This is a genomic window from Paraburkholderia lycopersici (assembly GCF_900096975.1).
Classification (GTDB): Bacteria; Pseudomonadota; Gammaproteobacteria; order Burkholderiales; family Burkholderiaceae; genus Paraburkholderia; species Paraburkholderia lycopersici.
Genome location: NZ_FMYQ01000030.1, coordinates 75,765 through 93,716, shown reverse-complemented (window position 1 = coordinate 93,716; position 17,952 = coordinate 75,765). Strand labels below are relative to the sequence as shown.

Genomic DNA, 17,952 nt, shown 5'->3' with positions numbered 1-17,952 from the left:
CGCAGTATCGGGAACTGGATTTTCCTGTGAAAAGAAACTCTGGATAGGAAAACGGTTAGCGGCTTGCCCGCTGGAGCCGCTTACGCTGAACGTCCCAATCACTCAATGTGGAAACCGCGATGGATCGCGATCAACTCAAATATGACGGGCGCACGCTTGAACACCTGAAGCGTGTGCGGGCTACATTTATTGATGAGGTTGAAATGGTGCCAACATACGGCCCGTTGGGGGTGCAAGATTGGCAGCGGCATGTGGCGCGGCACCCGCACGCCGGGGCATCGGACGCTGAATTGCTGATGTTGCATCCGATGCCGCAGTGAGGCTTGAGGCTAGTCAGGCGCTCTGCGGCCGTCGCGAGACGTAAGCGGATGGGAACAGCGGGAACGGCGGGAACAGGCTTAGGAGTGGCTTGATTTATATGATTTTTTTTGTTCCCAAGTTGTTCCCAAAATACACATAAAAATGGGAACAACTAGGAGCCCGTCCCTAGTTGTGGGTTGACTGCGCGCCGGACTGGTGTCGTTTTTGCTGATAGGCGGCCGTCTGGAACGCTACGCGCAAAAGAGTCTCCTGCGCCGCCGCCATTCGCGTAGCGAACGAAAACGGGCCTTACGGCCCGTGCAAAGTGACTTTGCGAGAGTGGCATTTGTAGAGATTTGGACTTGATCGGGTCTGGTCGGCGATTTGTAGTTCAGGCAATACACTACTTCGAAAATAGGTGTATCTGTCGCGGAGTGGCTAACGAGCCGCGATTTCCGGCGTCATCGGGTTGAATACATTCGGGCTTGGGTCGATGAGCTTGAAATTGCGCCTGCCTCCAGTCCGGATGCCTACTCGTCAATGCAGCACTTCTTGTACTTACGTCCACTGCCGCACGGGCACTGATCATTGCGGCCGACTTTGGTGCGCATCTTCCCGCCACGGAATGCGCGCTGGTAGACGAGTTCTGCGGACATGGGCTCAATCATGTCGGCGGTCGCCGCTTCCAGAGCATCGTCCTGCTCCCAGGGATCAGACAGCCGTAGGCCGAAACGTAACTGCGCGTCTTGGGGCATCAGGCACAAGCCAAACCATCGATCTGCCTTCTGACGATACTTTCGGTGCGTGCAGTAGGAGGCCAGCGTCGGAGCTGCCACGTCGTCCGGCTCCGCAGTGCACACAACGGTGAAACCGCTGCCGTCGCCGAACATCATCGTCACGTCATGCGGTTTGTCGTCCTGCGCAGCACGACGGGCCTGCTGATCAATTATGCGACTGAGGTTGTCGAATGTCTCGCCGCTCATCTCAAGCAGTTGGAATCCTTGCTCCAGGATCGCGGGCTCGGGTCGGGTTTCGATCTGCCGCACGATACGCCCGAGCGTTTTGCCTTCGAATCGCGTCATGAACCCCTCGGGTGTTGCATCGCCGGCCAACCCGCGGCGGCGAACCATCATTGCGATGTCCACGCCGGCGGTGAAGTCTTCGGCGATTTGTAGCATCGTGGTGCTGTCCTCCAACCAAAGATTGTGCTTGAGGTGATAGGCAAGGATCGTCAATTCCTGCGCGGCCAGTAGGCGGCCGGCGTAACGGGCGCGCCGGGCGATGAAACTCAAAAATTGGAGTGGCGTTGGCAGCAGCTCGGTCACCACGTCAATCAAGAAAACGTCGGTAACTAGGGCGGCCCGCACCCGACAAACCTCGCGCGTCTTAAGGAACTGAAGTGTCTGGAAGCTCAATGCCGGGTAGTGGTCGCTGACCACGCAGAACATGAAGATCTCGGTGATGTTAGGTAAATTTATCTCCGAGCCATCGGCACGGGTGAACCGATACCGAGAATCCCCGATGCATTCGGCACAGGTCAGGCCTTGGTCGTAGGCATCCTGGACGCTCTTTTTGAAATCGTCCCGGAGGACTTGGTCATTACCCTTGCGCCCCTCGACGGTGAGGCGCTTGGCTTTCGCTTGGACGATAATCGCGCGGTCGGCCCAGAGCACGAGAACATCGATCTCGGCGACTTTGGTCTTGCCTTGCCAAACGTCGATGTTTGTGAGGACACGGTTGGTGCCAAATACGGTCGAGAGACGCTCAGCGACGAAGTTCTCGGTGAACTCCCCTCTGTGCCGATCCCGGTTCCGTCGATAGGCCTTGTCGTCTTGCATCCAATAGAACGGCGAGTCGTATATTGCTTCTGCGAGCGCGTAGTTTTGCAGACAGATAAATTCCCCGCTAGGCGACCGTAGCAGGGGCGTCGCTGTGATCTGATTGAAATCTTGCAGTGCGGCAAAACCAGGGTTTATGTTGCCCTCTGGAACGGTAAATTTGAGCAGGATACGCTCGACCAACTCGGGTTCTAGGCTGGCGTAGGCCGCGACTTCAGCGGGGGTCAGGTAAAACGCCGGCAACATGGACCATCGGTCGCGAGGCAGCTCGCGTAGAGTCATCATGAAAACGGGGAATCGATCCACCAGCAGTCGATCGACCGCTTCGGCAACGGCGCAGGCCTGAGCGATCGTGAAGCCGACATTAGCCTCGAGCCAAGTTGCGTCGGCTGCGTAGCGCTGTGCCGCGATATCCACGTACTGGAAGTTGTAGGCCGATTCCGCGGCGTAAAAGATCGGCTCGCGCATCGCATCGCCAGAATCGAAGGGGTTCACTTGCTCACCACGTTTCAATCCCGCTAGGACCTTGCTCAGCGAAAATGCGCCGGACATCGCGTCGTGGAGTTCCTGCAATAGCTGGTCGCTCGCTTCCACGTATTCAGCTAACACTGCGGGGCTGGGGATTGTCCAGTCGCGCGGGGCCTTGAGCATGAGGCCGATGAGTGTATTGATTTCAGTGCGCAGCAGTCGACTGGAATCGAAGCGATTTTGAAAATCGGCCTCGGTTACGCGATCTGCGTAAGTCAGCATGTTGTCGCGGAAGCACAGGGCTGCGACGGCATGCACGTAGCCGGGTTTCGTGCACAGTTTCAGGAGTTCGGCTAGGACCTCCTGCTCAGAGCGGGCAGGCGCCCGGGATGTGAGCGGTTGTTTGCTTTTCGGTCGGCGTAGCGGATTTTTCATTTTTGGAACCGGAATATTTGCAGATTATATTTTTGCCGGGGCGGCGACCCTTTTCGGACCTGCCGCGCCGACAAACACCGCTGCGAGGAGATCAGCGAAGTGTCACCCTGAGCTGATGTTCACGAGCGGCGTATGGGGCGATCTGAGCAGCCGTTTTTTCGAGGGGTGGTCAAACATGGCCGCTCCCTACTAGAGCTGGGTAAAACCGTCAGGTCGCGTATCGACCGATACAGGCTACTCGTCCGCCGCGCACGCTCGTTTGACCGTTGCAAGGCTGACGCTGAAGTGCTGCGCGGCTTGGGCAATCGTAGCTCCGTGCTCGGCCCGCCAGCCCTTGATGTCGGTATAGCTAGTTGCTCGCTGTCGGCCCTTGTATTTGCCCTCGGACTTGGCGATGGCGACGCCTCGGCGCTGCATTTCGGCACGGTTCTTATAGTCGGCTTCGCCTTGGGCAGCCATGAATGCCAAGACGGCATCGCGCGTCGCTTTCTCGATTGGGTCTGTAGCTCGACCGTCAAACGCCATGCCATTTAGCGTGCATTCGACACGCACTCCCAATTCCATGAGGCGGCGCATGGTTCGGTGCAGCTCGTCATAGCGGCGGCTAATTCGATCAAGCCATCGGACAATGAGCACGCCACCGTGCCGCAAGTCATGCTCTACCTTGCGCCATTGCTCGCGCTCATCTGGTGGGACGTGGTAGCCGCTAACGCCTTCATCGATAAACACGTCTTTCTTGTCGATGCCGTGCGCCTCAGCATCAGCGTACTGGCTGCCGGCTGATTGTCCATCGGTGGTGGAGATACGACCGTAGTAGAGCTTTCGCATGGGATGGTTCATTTGAATTACTGGCTCAATATTAATGGATGGCTCACAACTGGTCAATTCTATTGAGCTACGTTTTCGAGCCGCAGACGCTGGCTCAATCGGGTACACCCTAATGAGCCGGGCAATTGCAGCTTTCCCTCTACATTGAGGGTTGCTAGATCGTTGTGAACGGGAGACCGTCTGCTATGAAACTGCTCACTCGCGCTTTCATTCTGGAAAGCTATGGTGTGCGGCTTGCTCCGCCCCAGTTGGCTCAACTTTTATTGTTGTCCGAAGGTACGGTCCGCAATCAAATTTCTGCCGGAACGTTTCCAATCCCCACATATGTGGAGGGCGGTCGCAGATTCGCGAGCTACGACGCGATTGCTGATTATCTCGACGACGTTTCGGAAGCGGCAAAGCGGCAACACGCCATGCGGCTTTTGCGGCCGCCTGGCTAATCGGTTTTGCGCTGCTTGAGTGCCATCAACACGCTGCTTGCTAATGCAGTGACGCGCTTCTTACTCTCTTTGAGGGTAACGAATTCAGTTCGTCTAAGCGGCATAGTGGATGGTTGATGTCTATGTCTTCGCCTGCGAGTTCTTAAGGCGCTCGGCATCGAAATCACCTTTCTTGACATATCGAATATCCGGGCAAATCGCTGGCGTTGAGCTTAGATTGCATTCGCGGCTAGTCTACTACGGGACTTCCTGAGACAATCATTTGTCAAGCCTAGGGCGGCCACCCGAACGCCGGATACCTTCACCGGCTGGCTTGATTCTCATGAAGGGCGCAAACGAAGGCTGCGCATTGAAAACCGATCATCCGCTTTGGGTGCCGCGTGTCGTGTGCGCTCAGCTCGACAAGATGGAGTGCTCTCCTGCCGCGTGTGACGAAAGTGACTTGGCCGCCGCGCGGCGACTGGCTAACGATCCAGCGATGGAGTCGTTCTATCGTGATCCGTGGGTCAAGCACTGGACACCGGAGTGCTGGGTCACTTGGTATGACTTCGCTTGGCACGCTGCGTCTTTTCCATATGACAATGACCGTCGCGAACTGCATGCACAGCGGGCGGCAATTGTGGCATTGCGTGACGCGTTATCCGTCGCTGCCGATGCGATGGAAAATGCCTGCGATCATCGAGACGGACCGGCGAGTCTCCCTCTTGAGTTCGCGGATTCGATAAGGTTGATGGCGGGGGCGGCTGCCGCATCACCTCGCAGGAATGTCGCGCACAACTTTGAGACCTTTGTCGAGCCGAAGCTAAAAGGTATTTCACAGCGGTTCGATCTCAAGTACATACCTGACGCGTGTGACTTACTCAGTCGCCTTGCTGATCTGGCCGAGAGTTGGCTGTCTGTCCCATCATCAGATCACGTAGATGACCCGGCTGTGCGCGCGGCCATAAGATCGCGCAAGGCGTCGGATGTGCCGGAATACGTGCGATGGTTCGATAGCCGTATGGATGACGAATTCCCCGCGCCGCCGCTGGCGCTTCTTTCCCAGCTTTCCGGGAGTGACGGTGCAGACCCGCGCCGACTCCCTGATCGGCTACTCGCACTTCAATGCCGCGTCGCACTCGGATGGCTGCCACAGGAGGCGCTGGAAAATCGCGTGCATAAGGCGAGAAATTCGATTCACGCTGAAGATGCGTGATGGGCGCGCATCGCGACTGACTACCCACTGACCACCTCCGCCGATTCGCCGCCTAGATCGCTTGCGAATACTCCGTGGACTGGCTACCTCTCGGCAAACAACAATTCACCCCGGTTCCTTGCGGGTCCGCAAGGGCGTCTATCGATGAGATGAAGGGGTGGATATGGCTGCAAATAGCATTGCATCGGCTCAAAGCGGACAGCGGATAGTCCGCATACGACCGGTGCTTGAGCGTATCGGCATCAGCAAAAGCGAGCTGTATCGCCGTATCGCGGCCGGGACGTTTCCGAAACAAGTAGCATTGGGACCGCGAGCGGTTGGCTTTCTCGAAAGCGACATCGACGCATACATCGCCTCTCTGCCGAAGCGAGGTGAAGTATGAGCGCATTCGCATGCAACGAAGCTCAGGCGAAAAGTGATCGTGACGCGGCGGCTGCCGCAAAGAAAGCAGCCGATACGGTGCACTATGCTGCTCAAATCGCCCGACAGCGCGATCGCTATGCGGCGGCATACAGCCGCTGTCAGGACGGCGCACGACAGGAGGCGGCTCGCGCTATCTGCGTGGGCGCGGCAGTGTTCGAGCGCGACGCGGAGCGGATGCCCATGCGCGCCAAGCGTGTTGTCGAGCTGCTCAAGCAAGCGGTTTTCATGCTCGATCCGAAGGCCCCGGCATGATGCGAACCCAAAGTCACTTTGTGCGACCCGCCATCCCCCTTTCTGGGACGCTCCAGACGGGTCGGGTTGCACGAAACGGCGGTCCGCAGTATGCTGCGGGCGTTGCTGAAACAACAGCGACCGGGTTTGACAGCCTGACGATTGGCGGACAACCGCCGCAGCGCGGTTTTTTTACGTCCGTACGCCTTCGCGCGCCTTTTCAATGGGCGGGCCTTGGTGGGGAGGGCTTCGGCCCTGCCGGTTCCAATCCCGGTCTGTCAACCCTGCCATGTGCCCGCTCACCCCATTTGACAGTGGACAGCGGGCTTTCAATCCTGATTGGAGGCCGCACCATGCGCCAGCTCACGCACGCCCATTCTGGGCAAAACCCCGCACTCATTCAGTCCATTATCCGCGACGCCCTGCGCGCCGCTGCAACCGCAGACACGTATCAATCCGCGCTCGATGCTACGGGTGCCGCGCTTGTCGCCATTTCGCTTCTCGTCCGTGCGGAGGTGCGCAATGGCTGAACGCAGCGATTCGCCCCTCTGGATGTCGGTCTGGTTTGACGCTGGCCGTAAGATCAACGGCGTCATGGTTTCGGACACGCACAAGGGGAACGTGCATGCTGTCTATGGCGAAGCCCTATCGGACGCTCGTCGCATGTGTGAGCAGAACGACGGAATTGGTTTCTCTATTCGTCGCATCGCGCCTGCGGAGGTGCGTCATGGCTGATACGCGCGACATCAATGAATTGGCGGCCGTGGCCGACACTGCGGGCCTTAGTCTCCAGATTGCTGCGAACGATCTCTATGCAATCCAGAACCTCTTCGATGCGATCAAGTCGGCAATCGAGAATAGCGACCTCGTGAAGCGCCTCGCGATCATGGGGAGCGATCTTGCGGCGGAGTATGCGGGTAGATGTGAGGAGGCTACGTCCATTGTCAGCGTCGAGCTGGATCGCATGATGGAGGTGCCGAATCATGGCTGATACCACTACGCGCACGGCAATTCTCGAAGCCATTGAAAACGCGCCGCCGCTCGATACCGGTGCACCGATTGAACTGCAATTCGCCGTCAACCTCGGTGCGGTCTGTGCGGATGCCTGGCTGGAGCTGAAGGGCGCTGTGCGCCTGCACGACTACGCGGCACATCAGGCGGCAGCGTTCGGCCGTGGCCTTTCGACGGCGATGCATGAAGCGGGCGATTTCGACTCGCACAGACTGGCGGTAAGCCGCGAGGCGTTCGCGGCCGGGCTGATGGGGCGCGTGCAGCAGCACGTGCTGGCGGCACTCGGCATGGTCACGCGCGACCAGCGCGTAACCCACTGAGGGGGAACCATGCGAATTACCTCTCAGGAAGCCGTCTGCGACACGTGCACGACGACACCGACTGACAGCGCGATCCTTGCCTTTCCTGCACGCAAGCGAAGCCGTCGCGAGTCGAAAGCCGGCGCACGCCGCGGTGCATTGGCAACCGTAGTCGAGCTACGGACGCAAGGTGAGCGAAACAAGCTTATGCGCATCGAGACGACGAAGCTTGACGTTATCGGCGCAGCGCAGGAAGCCGGTGCGCAGGCCGTGTGCGCTGTCGCGTTCTTTCTCGATGTGGATGGTCGCGTGCGGCGCGTGCTGAGCGGCATAGAGCCGGAGTTTGCGGCAGTCCTCGCGCCCAGCATGGGGCAAACGCTGGAATTGCTTCGTAGCCATGCCGAGAAAGCGGAGGTGTTCCATGCAAAACCGTGACGCACACATTCGAAAGCCAATACAGCCGCCAGCCCATCAAGGCTAGTGGTTCATTTTCTGGCGGGCTTGCGCCTTTCCTGTGCTATTCGCACTACTAAGCAGGATGGCGGCTCGCCGGTCTGATTACGGAAATCCATGACTGACAAACCCATGTCCGAATTCGAGCGCGCTCGTGTCGCGCTCGGCTACGTTCCGGCCGATGATCGCGAGACGTGGCGCAAGGTGGGGATGGCCCTCAAGGCCGAATTTGGCGAGGAAGGGCTCGCACTCTGGAGCGAATGGAGTCAGTCGGCCGCCAGCTATAACGAGCGCGACGCCCGCGATACGTGGAAATCGTTCAAGGGCGGCCGGATCACGATCAATTCGCTGTTCCACCTCGCGAAGGCGGGCGGCTTCGATCCGCGCGCGCACAAAGCGAAGCCGCTCGATCCGACCGAACGCAAGCGCCGCGACGATGAGCGATCTGAACGTGAGGCGCATGAACGCGAGCAGGAGGCTGCGCGTCACGAAACGGCAGCCGTCGAGGCGGAGCGAATCTGGCAGGCAGCGAAACCGGCTCCGGCGGATCACGCATATCTCGTGCGCAAGGGCATCAAGGCGGGCGCATTGCGCTTCTATCGCGGCGATCTGCGCGTCGGCACAGCCGCGTGCGATGGCGGGCTGGTCGTGCCCGTGCGCGACGCACAGGGCAAGCTCTGGACGCTCGAATTCATCCTTGAGGATGGACAGAAGCGCTATCTGCCGAACGGCCGCAAGTCAGGCTGCTTTTCGCTTGTGGGCGACATGGAGGTCGATACGGCGCCGCTCACGCTGCTCATTGCCGAAGGCTACGCAACGGCGGCCACGCTGGCGGAGGTCACGGGTCATGCCGTGGCCGTGGCGTTTGATGCGGGCAACCTGCTGGCCGTGGCGAAGTCGCTGCGCGAGCTGTATCCGAAAACGCGCATCGTCCTGTGCGCCGACGACGATTACCGCACAAAGGGGAATCCGGGTGTCACGAAGGCGCGTGCGGCCGCCTCGGCGGTGGGCGGCTTCGTTGCCGTACCGGATTTTGGCGATGAGCGGCCCGCCAGCGCGACAGACTTCAACGATATGGCGGCGCATCTCGGGGTGGAGGCGTTCGCGGCGATTGGCGCTTGCGTACGCGAGGCGGCCCCTGTGGGCGGCCCGGACAGTGCGGTTGATGTGAAGGGGGCTGCGACGCGCCAGAAGGCCGCCAAGCGGCCGAAAACCACGCAGGCGGGTGACGGTCGTTCGCGGTTCCGGGTGGACGGGCGAGGTGTATGGTTCGAAGGCTACGACCGTGAGGGGAACAAGTTGCCTGCGCAATGGATCTGCGATCCGCTGGATATCGTTGCGGAGACGCGCAACGAAGCCAATACGGAATGGGGCGTACTGCTGGAGTTCGCGGACAGGGATGGCAATGCGAAGCGCTGGGCGATGCCGCGCCGCATGCTGGCGGGCGACGGCGCGGAGTATCGCGCGATCCTGATGGACATGGGGCTGAATATCGATCCGTCATCGTCGGCAAAGCAGCGGCTCGCGAGCTATATCCAGACGGCACGCAGCGAGGATCGCGCACGCTGCACAAGCCGCATTGGCTGGCATGGCGATGCGTTCGTATTGCCTGATCAGACCATCGGTGCAGCCGACGATCTGACGATCTTCCAGACGGATGGCAGTATCGAGAGCCATTTCAAGCAGCGCGGTACGCTGGACGACTGGCAGCGTGAGCTGGCGTCGCTATGCGTTGGCAATAGCCGCCTCATGTTCTGCGTCTCATCCGCCTTCGCTGGTGCGTTGCTGCGCTTTTCCGGGCAAGGCTCGGGCGGTTTCCACCTGATGGGCAACAGTACGGTTGGCAAGACAACCGCGCTGCGCGCCGCTGCCTCGGTGTTCGGTGGCCGCGATTACATGCGGAGCTGGCGGGCTACGTCGAACGCGATGGAGTCGACGGCTGCGCAGCATAGCGATGGCCTGCTGATCCTTGATGAAATCGGGCAGGTTGAGCCGAAAGAGGTGGGCGATATCGTCTACATGATCGGCAACGAACAGGGCAAGGGTCGCGCCACGCGCAATGCGACGGCGAAGCCTGTGCTCACCTGGCGGCTGCTGTTCCTGTCGAGTGGCGAAAAAACGCTGTCGGCGATCATGGGCGAGGCGAACAAGATGGCGAAGGCGGGGCAAGACGTGCGTCTTGCGACGGTCCCGGCCGATGCCGGGCACGGTTACGGGCTTTTCGAGGAACTGCACGGCTGCGCGTCCTCGAAGGAACTGGCGGACCGCGTAACGCGCGCTGCTGGGCTATATCACGGAGTGGCGGCGCTGGAGTTCATTCGCTACGTGTCGGATCGTGCCGGCGAGATGCACGAGCTGGTGAGCGGCATGATTGCGCCGCTCGTGGCCTCGTGGGTGCCGGACGGCGCGGACGGGCAGGTTTCGCGTGTTGCGCAGCGGTTTGCGCTCGTGGGTGCAGCCGGAGAGATAGCTAGCGCGGCGGGCTGTACGGGATGGGGCGAGGGCTATGCGATTGAGGCAGCGCACGCGTGTTTCCGCGCGTGGGTGCGTGAGCGTGGTGGCGTGGGCAATGCCGAAGCTACTGCGATGCTGCGGCAGGTGCGCGGCTTTCTGGAGGCGCATGGCGATGCGCGCTTTACGTGGGTGCAGCGCGTCGATGACGATCACGCTGGCAAGACGATGCACCGTGCCGGATTCAAGCGTTCCGTAACGGCTGACAAGTCCGTGAATTCGGATCGTGAATACATGGCCGAGTATGGAGAGAAAATGTCCGCCGCCGATGCGGAACGCAGCGATACGGAATACCTGATCCTGACTGAGCCATTCCGCAAAGAAGTATGCGGCGGATTCGATCACCGGGCGGTTGCGCGGCTGCTGGCCGACATGGGGGCGCTGAAGCCTGAAGGAAGCGGCCGATACGACTGCAAGGTGCGTATCGGCTCGATTGGCTCCATGCGCGCGTACCGTATCCAGTCTTCAATCTTTTCTCTCGATATCGACTAGCAGTCTGCGTCCGTGCTGCGGTGGCGGCGCGGGCGTTTTCTTTGCGCCGCAGCTGGTGATTGGCCGCATTCAAAGTCACTTTGCCGACCTGTTCCAGTGCGAGACTCACGGGTTTTCGGCCATCCACAATTAATTCAATTTCCGTAACGATGCATCCATGCTGTTCCCAAACGACCGAATCAGGCATGGGAACGGGCTGTAACGCCTGTGCTGCATGGATTTCAGCCAGTTTGTTCCCAGAATCCATTCCACCTGTTCCCATACGGAGCGGGAACGCTGTAAGCCAAGACTGTATTGGGATACAGGGCGATTGAAAGCCGTGTTCCCATTGTTCCCATGAAAAAACGACAGAGAGGGAATGATGGCAATAGCATCTTTACGGGCACGCGCCCAATACTGGCATGCGCTAGCGCCCGATCTACTGTAAGAAAACACAGTAGTTTCACCCGGGCTATCGAACTCCGTAAGTGAGGACGCCTTGGTCTGATCGTTGCGGCTGCGGTAAGGGTGGGGTGTCATGGGTCCTTCCCGGCAACTTCCCTACGCGGGTAATTCGAGCCTCGTCGGGACTGCGGTCGCAACAAAATTTCAGGGTAGTCACTTGGGGGGTAGTCAGTAGCCAGTGGCGACCTGAATCCCGCCGTCTGGTGCGCCTGCTTTTGAGTGACATACCTCTCTATTACCTTGCGTGCGCGCGCCGAACAGCAGCGCAAAGAATGCCCCCGCCGCGCCGCTATCGCTGAAATGGGCGCGCTTCGCTCGTCTGAGCGAGTGGCTACCGGGTGGCTACCTTGGTGGTCAGGTGGTCACTCTCGGGTGGTCGGGTAGTCGATCCGTGCGGTGGTCAATCCGCCAGCCTGTCTCATCTGCGCTATCCGGCAGCGGCCTCACCTCTGCCTGGCATTTCGATTACGTTCGCACCGGTTTGCTGGTCGATGTAGTCGGACCATGCCTGCATCAGTGCCCGGCGCTTCTCGAACAGGTCGCCACGGCGGTAGGCGCTTTCCGTTTTGTCCCGGATCGCATGCGCGAGTGCCATCTCTGCAACCTCGTTCGGGAATGCCGTGCATTCGGCCGCCCAGTCGCGGAACGTCGAGCGAAAGCCGTGGGTCGTAAGTTCGCCGCGTTTCATGCGCTTCAGGAGGGCGAGCATCGCCATATTCGATAGCGCACGGCCTTCCTTCACGCCTTCAAAAACGAGGCCGGTAGCGCCGAAGGTCGGGAGTTTTTGGAGCAGTGCGACGGTAGCCGTCGAGAGTGGCACACGGTGCTCGCGTTTGGCTTTCATGCGTTCGGCTGGAACGGTCCATAGCATGGCGTCGAGGTCAAACTCTTCCCAATCCGCATAGAGCGATTCGCCCGTGCGGACCGCCGTCAGGATCGTGAATTCAAGCAGGCGGGCAGCAGTACCGTTCGCGGCTTGCAGCTCCATCACGAAAGGTCCGATATCTGGATAAGGCAGGGCCGCATGATGGCCGCCTTTCTGCACTTTCGACGGTGCGGCTAGCAACTGGTCTAGGTGGCCGCTCCAGCGAGCGGGGTTTTCGCCGGCGCGCAGGCTGCGTACCTTCGCCCAGTCCATCACGTTTTCGATCCGGCCACGCAGGCGCGAGGCGGTTTCGTTTTTCTTTGTCCAGATCGGCTGAAGCACGCGCAACACAAGATCGGTGTCGATGTCCTGCGGGCGTAGTGAGCCGATCACGGGATACGCGTAGGTCTTGAGCGTATTCGTCCACTGCTGAGTGTGCTTGGCGTTCGCCCATTCAGCACTGCGCGCTTTGATGAATTCGGCGGCGCACTGTTCGAACGTCAGGGAGCGGGCCGCCTCGATCTTGCGGCGGGCCTTGTCCTGTTTCCGTAGCGTCGCGGGATCATCGCCACGCGATACAGCCGCACGTAGGTCGTGCCGCGCTGTTCGTGCGGCTTCAAGGGTGATGCGTGGATATGGTCCGACCTGCACTAGGCCTTCTCGGCCGTCAGGTTTGGTATAGCGAAATTGCCAGTAACGCAGCCCGTTTGGTTTGACGTTGAGGCACAGTCCGCCGCCATCGTTGAGGCGATAAGCCTTATCGCGAGGCTTGGCATTGCGGCATTGGAGATCGCGTAACAGGCTCTCGGCCATGATTGGAATCCGTCAAAAAGTACCCGGAAAAGTACCCGCCATTTTCGGGTATTTTTTGGTTTTTTGTGAGACTTTCTGAGACTTCGGATTCGCTGGAAATCCCCATGTGGTGGGGGTTTCCGGGATTTTGCGGGCCGCCTAGAAACGCTGTTCTGGCGGAGGCGGTGAGATTCGAACTCACGGAAGGGTTACCCCTTCGCCGGTTTTCAAGACCGGTGCATTCAACCACTCTGCCACACCTCCGAAGCCGCGCATTGTAACCTGAAACCCGCGCACGGCGGCAGACGCGCAGTCCAACCGCTCCGGCCTCAGCGCTCGTCCTTCAAAAACAGCGCCTGCAGATCGTTGAGGAAACGCTGGCCCAGCTCGGTCGGCGCGATTTTCTCGTAATCGCGCGTGATCAGCCCACGCTGCTCCGCTTCCTGAAGCGCTGGTCCGATCGTCGTGATCGGCAAGCCCGTGCGCTCGATGAAGCGATGCACCGGAAAACCCTCCACGAGCCGCAGCGCGTTGAGCATGAATTCGAACGGCAGATCGCGCGTGCTCACTTCGTGCGCTTCCTGGACCGGCGTGCCTGCGCGGGCCTGTTCGATGAACGTTGCCGGATGCTTGTAGCGCGCCTCGCGCACGATGCGGTTCGGAAACGAGAGCTTCGTGTGCGCGCCCGCGCCGATGCCCAGATAGTCGCCGAAGCGCCAGTAATTGAGGTTGTGCCGGCTCTGGCGGTTCGGCCGGGCGTATGCCGAAACCTCGTAGCGCCCGTATCCCGCGCTCGAAGTGCGCTCGTGAATCCAGTCCTGCATGTCGGCGGACTGGTCGTCGTCGGGCAGGGCGGGCGGGAACTTCGCAAACAGCGTGTTCGGTTCGAGCGTCAGGTGATAGAGCGACAGATGCGGCGGCGCAAACGAGAGCGCCGTCTCGATATCGGTCTGGCATTGCGCGAGCGTTTGCTGCGGCAGCGCGAACATCAGATCGAGATTGAAGTTGTCGAAGGTGCTCGCCGCGACCTCGACCGCATGGCGCGCCTGCGCCGCGTCGTGGATGCGCCCGAGCGCCTTGAGATGCGCTTCGTTGAAGCTCTGGATGCCCACCGAAAGCCGGTTCACGCCGCTCGCGCGAAACTGCGCGAATTTCGCGGCCTCGAATGTGCCGGGATTCGCCTCGAGCGTGATTTCGGCATCGGCGTCGAGCGGCAGCAGGGCGCGCACGTCCGAGAGCAGGCGATCGAGCCCCGCCGCGGAAAGCAGGCTCGGCGTGCCCCCGCCGATGAACACCGTATGCACCTGCCGCCCCCACACGAGCGGCAGCGCCTGTTCGAGATCGGCGCGCAGCGCGTCGAGATAATCGTCTTCGGGGAAGCGCTCGCCTTTCCACTCGTGCGAGTTGAAATCGCAATAGGGGCACTTGCGCACGCACCATGGGAAATGCACGTAGAGCGCGAGCGGCGGCAGCGAAGTCAGGCGAATGCTGCCAGGCATCGTGAACGACCGGACCACGTCGATGCCGGTTCGATGCTGCTGGCTCACGCTTCCTCCTGGAGCCGCGCGAGCAGTTGACGCAGGGCGATCGCGCGATGACTCGACGCGTTCTTGAGCGCCGGATCGAGTTCGGCCGCCGTGGCTTCGAACTCGGGAACATGGAAGTAAGGGTCGTAGCCGAAGCCGTTGTCGCCGCGCGGCGCGTCGAGCACGACGCCGTGCCAGCGGCCTTCGGCGATGAGCGGCTCGGGGTCGTCGGCGTGACGCACGAGCGCGAGCACGCAGTAGTAGTAGGCGCGGCGATCCGCATGGTCCTTCAGCTCGGCGACGAGCCGCGCGTTGTTCGCCGCGTCGCTCTTCTCGCCGCCGGCGAGTTGAGCGTAGCGCGCCGAATAGACGCCCGGCGCGCCGCGCAGCGCGCGCACGCACAGGCCGGAGTCGTCGGCGAGCGCGGGCAGGCCGGTGAGCTTCGCCGCGTGGCGCGCCTTGGCGAGCGCGTTCTCCACGAAGGTGGCGTGCGGCTCCTCGGCTTCCGGCACGTCGAGCGCGCCTTGCGGCACGAGTTCGATGCCCGCCGCGCCGAGCAGCGCCGCGAATTCGCGCAGCTTGCCCGCGTTATTCGAGGCGAGCACGACGCGCGAGAGCGCGTTGGCCGCCGTTCTGGCCTGCAAGCCAGGCTTCGGGTCAGGCTGCAGATCAGCCATGCGTAATCTCCAGCGCCGCCTTTTGCTTCTCGATCAGCGAGCGGATGCCGCCTTGCGCGAGGTCGAGCAGCGCGTTCAGTTCTTCGCGCGTGAACGGCGCGCCTTCCGCCGTGCCCTGAACTTCGACCATGCCGCCAGAGCCCGTCATGACGACGTTCATGTCGGTGTCGCACTGCGAGTCTTCGTCGTAGTCGAGATCGAGCACCGGCACGCCTTCGTATACGCCCACCGAGATCGCGGCCACGTAGTCGGTGATCGGCGAGCGCTCGATGCGTCCTGTGGCGAGCAGCTTCGAGACGGCGTCGTGGGCAGCCACGAACGCACCGGTGATGCTCGCCGTGCGCGTGCCGCCGTCGGCCTGCAGCACGTCGCAATCGAGGTTGATGGTGCGCGCGCCGAGCGCTTCGAGGTCGAACACCGCGCGCATCGCGCGGCCGATCAGGCGCTGGATTTCCTGCGTGCGGCCTGTCTGCTTGCCGCGCGCGGCTTCGCGGTCGCTGCGCGTGTGCGTCGCGCGCGGCAGCATGCCGTATTCGGCCGTGAGCCAACCCTGGCCCTTGTCGCGCAGGAACGGCGGCACGCTTTCGGAGACGCTCGCGGTGCACAGCACCTTCGTGTCGCCGAACTCGACGAGTACCGACCCTTCGGCGTACTTCGTATAGTGGCGGGTGATGCGGACGTCGCGCAGCTGGTCGGCGGCGCGGCCGGAAGGGCGCTGGTTGGATTGGGTCATCGTGGAGCGTGCGCCGGAGCGCGAGAGGGAAGGGAAACCGTAATTTTACCGTTTTCGCGTGTCCCGCGACGGGCACGGCCGGCAGGCCCCGGGAAGGCGGAAAGGATGCCGCCGCGGCCGGGCGCGCTGCGCGGTCCGCGCGCGCGAGAGTGCGCGTTCAAAAATGGGATAATACGGTTTCTCCGCCCCGCGCTATCGTCCGTTCCCGTCCGTTCGCGACTACCCGCCGGGCGCCTCGATTCCTCCGCCGTGCCCCGTGCCTTGCCGCACGACGCCACGGCTTCTTCGCGAGACGAACCATGATTTACAGCATGACCGGCTATGCCAGCGCCACGCGCGAGCTTGCTGCGGCATCGGGCACGGGCGGCGCCAGTGTCTCCGTCGAATTGCGCACCGTGAATTCGCGCTTTCTCGACCTGAATTTCCGCATGCCCGAAGACGTGCGCGTGTGTGAGCCCACGCTGCGCGAGATGCTGATGACGAAGCTCTCGCGCGGCAAGGTCGACATCCGCATCAACATCCAGAAGAGCGAGCAGGGCGCCAACGCGGGCGCACTCAACCGCGACGCGCTCGACCAGCTCGCCGTGCTCGAGCGCGCCGTGCTCGAAGCGTTCCCCGAATCGGGCCGCCTGCGCACGGGCGAGATCCTGCGCTGGCCCGGCGTGCTGGCCGAAAGCGGTGTGGCGCCCGAAGTGCTGCGCGACGCGGTGCTCGGCTGCGGCAAGCAGGCGATCGCCGACCTGATCGACGTGCGCGGGCGCGAAGGCGCACAGCTCGCCAACATGCTGCTTGCGAACGTCACCGAAATGGAGGCGATCGTCGCGCGCATCACGCCGCTCGTGCCGGAGCTCATTGCGAAGCATCAGCAGAAGATCGTCGAGCGCCTGCAGGAGGCGCTCGGCATCGCCGCGCCGGACAGCAACGGCAACGGCGGCAGCATCGGCAACATTTCGCGTGAGGAAATCGCCGAGCGCATTCGCCAGGAAGTGACGATGTACGGCATTCGCATCGACATCGCCGAAGAGCTCTCGCGTCTCACGGCGCACCTGAACGAAACGCGCCACGTGATCGAGAAGGGCGGCCGCGTCGGCAAGCGTCTCGACTTCATGATGCAGGAACTCAACCGCGAAGCGAACACGCTCGGCTCGAAGGCGGCGGCGAAGGAACTCGCGGACGCCTCGATGACGCTCAAGCTGCTCATCGAGCAGATGCGCGAGCAGGTCCAGAATCTCGAATGAAGGAAGCAACGAACATGACCGACCACAGCAGCGCCCCGAATGCGGACGCGAAGCAGGACAAGGCGCAGGACAAGCAGCAGGACAAGAAGCGCAATCCGTACGCTGGCATGTATCCGGGCAACCTCTTCATGGTGGTGGCCCCTTCGGGCGCGGGCAAGTCGACGCTCGTGAACGCGCTGCTCGCCGAAGACAGCGCGATTCGCCTGTCGATTTCGTACACGACGCGCACGCCGCGTTCGAAGGAGCGCGACGGCGAGCACTATCACTTCACGACCGTCGACGACTTCCTCACGCGCCACGCCGCGGGCGAGTTCCTCGAGAGCGCGGAAGTGCATGGCAACTACTATGCGACGTCGCGCGTGTGGATCGAGGACCAGATGAAAATCGGCCATGACGTCCTGCTCGAAATCGACTGGCAAGGCGCTCAGCAGGTGAAGAAGCAGTTCCGCAACGCCGTGGAAATTTTCATCCTGCCGCCGTCGCTCGAGGCACTCGCCGACCGCCTGAAAAAGCGTGGCGAAGACGAGCCCAATGTCATCACGCGACGCCTGCTGGCGGCGGGTAGCGAGATCGCGCACGCGAGCGAATCGGAGTACGTCGTCATCAACGAGCACTTCGATACCGCGCTGCAGGAACTGCGCAATATCGTGAGTGCAACGCGCTTGCGCTTCGCTTCGCAATACGCGCGGCATACGGAGCTCTTCGTGCAGCTCGGTATCCATCACCCGCAGCCCGGCGCATCGGGCACATAAG

At 61.4% G+C, this 17,952-nt stretch carries 19 protein-coding genes and 1 tRNA gene; 13 read left to right on the top strand and 7 right to left on the bottom strand.

The window, feature by feature from the left end:
- The first annotated feature begins 119 nt into the window (after positions 1 to 119).
- On the top strand, positions 120 to 320 hold the full coding sequence (locus BLU17_RS26320; RefSeq protein WP_092003583.1) for a hypothetical protein: 201 nt from the start codon (positions 120 to 122) through the stop codon (positions 318 to 320).
- A gap of 510 nt (positions 321 to 830) precedes the next feature.
- Here the strand turns inward: BLU17_RS26320 and BLU17_RS26315 are convergent.
- The gene (locus BLU17_RS26315) at positions 831 to 3,041 is read right to left on the bottom strand and encodes a nuclease-related domain-containing protein (protein WP_092003580.1); all 2,211 of its coding nucleotides are present in this window, start codon (positions 3,039 to 3,041) and stop codon (positions 831 to 833) included.
- Between the two features lie 234 nt (positions 3,042 to 3,275).
- A complete protein-coding gene (locus BLU17_RS26310; RefSeq protein ID WP_092003577.1) occupies positions 3,276 to 3,869 on the bottom strand; it encodes a recombinase family protein in 594 nt (197 codons plus the stop codon).
- Positions 3,870 to 4,054: 185 nt separating this feature from the next.
- Here BLU17_RS26310 and BLU17_RS26305 point away from each other — a divergent pair, with 185 nt between their 5' ends.
- From BLU17_RS26305 to BLU17_RS26265, 10 genes are all read left to right on the top strand, one after another.
- Positions 4,055 to 4,309 carry a hypothetical protein gene (locus BLU17_RS26305; protein ID WP_092003574.1) on the top strand — a complete coding sequence of 85 codons (255 nt, stop codon included), beginning with the start codon at positions 4,055 to 4,057 and terminating at the stop codon, positions 4,307 to 4,309.
- A 322-nt stretch (positions 4,310 to 4,631) separates the two neighbouring features.
- On the top strand, positions 4,632 to 5,504 hold the full coding sequence (locus BLU17_RS32670) for a hypothetical protein (RefSeq protein WP_143189340.1): 873 nt from the start codon (positions 4,632 to 4,634) through the stop codon (positions 5,502 to 5,504).
- A 163-nt stretch (positions 5,505 to 5,667) separates the two neighbouring features.
- Positions 5,668 to 5,886: a helix-turn-helix transcriptional regulator gene (locus BLU17_RS26300; RefSeq protein ID WP_092003571.1), complete on the top strand. Its 219-nt coding sequence runs from the start codon at positions 5,668 to 5,670 to the stop codon at positions 5,884 to 5,886.
- The gene (locus BLU17_RS26295) at positions 5,883 to 6,179 is read left to right on the top strand and encodes a hypothetical protein (protein WP_092003568.1); all 297 of its coding nucleotides are present in this window, start codon (positions 5,883 to 5,885) and stop codon (positions 6,177 to 6,179) included. Before BLU17_RS26300 ends, BLU17_RS26295 begins: the two co-directional genes overlap by 4 nt.
- Before the next feature lie 332 nt (positions 6,180 to 6,511).
- Positions 6,512 to 6,688 (top strand): hypothetical protein, encoded by a 177-nt coding sequence (locus BLU17_RS26285; RefSeq protein ID WP_092003565.1) that lies wholly within the window; start codon positions 6,512 to 6,514, stop codon positions 6,686 to 6,688.
- Positions 6,681 to 6,893, top strand: a complete 213-nt coding sequence (locus BLU17_RS32665) for a hypothetical protein (RefSeq protein ID WP_143189339.1) — start codon at positions 6,681 to 6,683, stop codon at positions 6,891 to 6,893. The genes BLU17_RS26285 and BLU17_RS32665 overlap by 8 nt, the downstream gene beginning before the upstream one ends.
- Complete coding sequence (locus BLU17_RS33330; RefSeq protein ID WP_176929200.1) at positions 6,886 to 7,149, top strand: hypothetical protein; 264 nt, start codon at positions 6,886 to 6,888, stop codon at positions 7,147 to 7,149. Before BLU17_RS32665 ends, BLU17_RS33330 begins: the two co-directional genes overlap by 8 nt.
- Positions 7,142 to 7,489, top strand: coding sequence for a hypothetical protein (locus BLU17_RS26275; protein WP_092003559.1), 348 nt, complete (start codon positions 7,142 to 7,144; stop codon positions 7,487 to 7,489). Before BLU17_RS33330 ends, BLU17_RS26275 begins: the two co-directional genes overlap by 8 nt.
- 9 nt (positions 7,490 to 7,498) lie before the next feature.
- Positions 7,499 to 7,903, top strand: coding sequence for a hypothetical protein (locus BLU17_RS32660; RefSeq protein ID WP_143189338.1), 405 nt, complete (start codon positions 7,499 to 7,501; stop codon positions 7,901 to 7,903).
- A gap of 150 nt (positions 7,904 to 8,053) precedes the next feature.
- Positions 8,054 to 10,924, top strand: coding sequence for a DUF927 domain-containing protein (locus BLU17_RS26265; RefSeq protein WP_092003553.1), 2,871 nt, complete (start codon positions 8,054 to 8,056; stop codon positions 10,922 to 10,924).
- Between the two features lie 871 nt (positions 10,925 to 11,795).
- Here the strand turns inward: BLU17_RS26265 and BLU17_RS26260 are convergent.
- The 5 genes from BLU17_RS26260 to rph all read right to left on the bottom strand — a co-directional run bounded on the left by BLU17_RS26260 (position 11,796) and on the right by rph (position 15,961).
- Complete coding sequence (locus BLU17_RS26260; protein WP_092003550.1) at positions 11,796 to 13,046, bottom strand: tyrosine-type recombinase/integrase; 1,251 nt, start codon at positions 13,044 to 13,046, stop codon at positions 11,796 to 11,798.
- A gap of 153 nt (positions 13,047 to 13,199) precedes the next feature.
- Positions 13,200 to 13,289: transfer RNA gene (locus tag BLU17_RS26255), tRNA-Ser, on the bottom strand.
- A 65-nt stretch (positions 13,290 to 13,354) separates the two neighbouring features.
- On the bottom strand, positions 13,355 to 14,524 hold the full coding sequence (hemW, locus tag BLU17_RS26250) for a radical SAM family heme chaperone HemW (RefSeq protein ID WP_425434144.1): 1,170 nt from the start codon (positions 14,522 to 14,524) through the stop codon (positions 13,355 to 13,357).
- A 44-nt stretch (positions 14,525 to 14,568) separates the two neighbouring features.
- Complete coding sequence (gene rdgB / locus BLU17_RS26245) at positions 14,569 to 15,228, bottom strand: RdgB/HAM1 family non-canonical purine NTP pyrophosphatase (protein ID WP_092003544.1); 660 nt, start codon at positions 15,226 to 15,228, stop codon at positions 14,569 to 14,571.
- On the bottom strand, positions 15,221 to 15,961 hold the full coding sequence (rph, locus tag BLU17_RS26240; protein ID WP_092003542.1) for a ribonuclease PH: 741 nt from the start codon (positions 15,959 to 15,961) through the stop codon (positions 15,221 to 15,223). Before rph ends, rdgB begins: the two co-directional genes overlap by 8 nt.
- A 299-nt stretch (positions 15,962 to 16,260) precedes the next feature.
- Between rph and BLU17_RS26235 the strand changes: the two genes are divergently transcribed.
- On the top strand, positions 16,261 to 17,199 hold the full coding sequence (locus tag BLU17_RS26235) for a YicC family protein (protein WP_092003541.1): 939 nt from the start codon (positions 16,261 to 16,263) through the stop codon (positions 17,197 to 17,199).
- Positions 17,200 to 17,213: 14 nt separating this feature from the next.
- Entirely contained in the window at positions 17,214 to 17,951 is a 738-nt protein-coding gene (gene gmk, locus BLU17_RS26230) for a guanylate kinase (RefSeq protein WP_425434143.1), read from the top strand.
- Position 17,952: the final 1 nt, after the last annotated feature.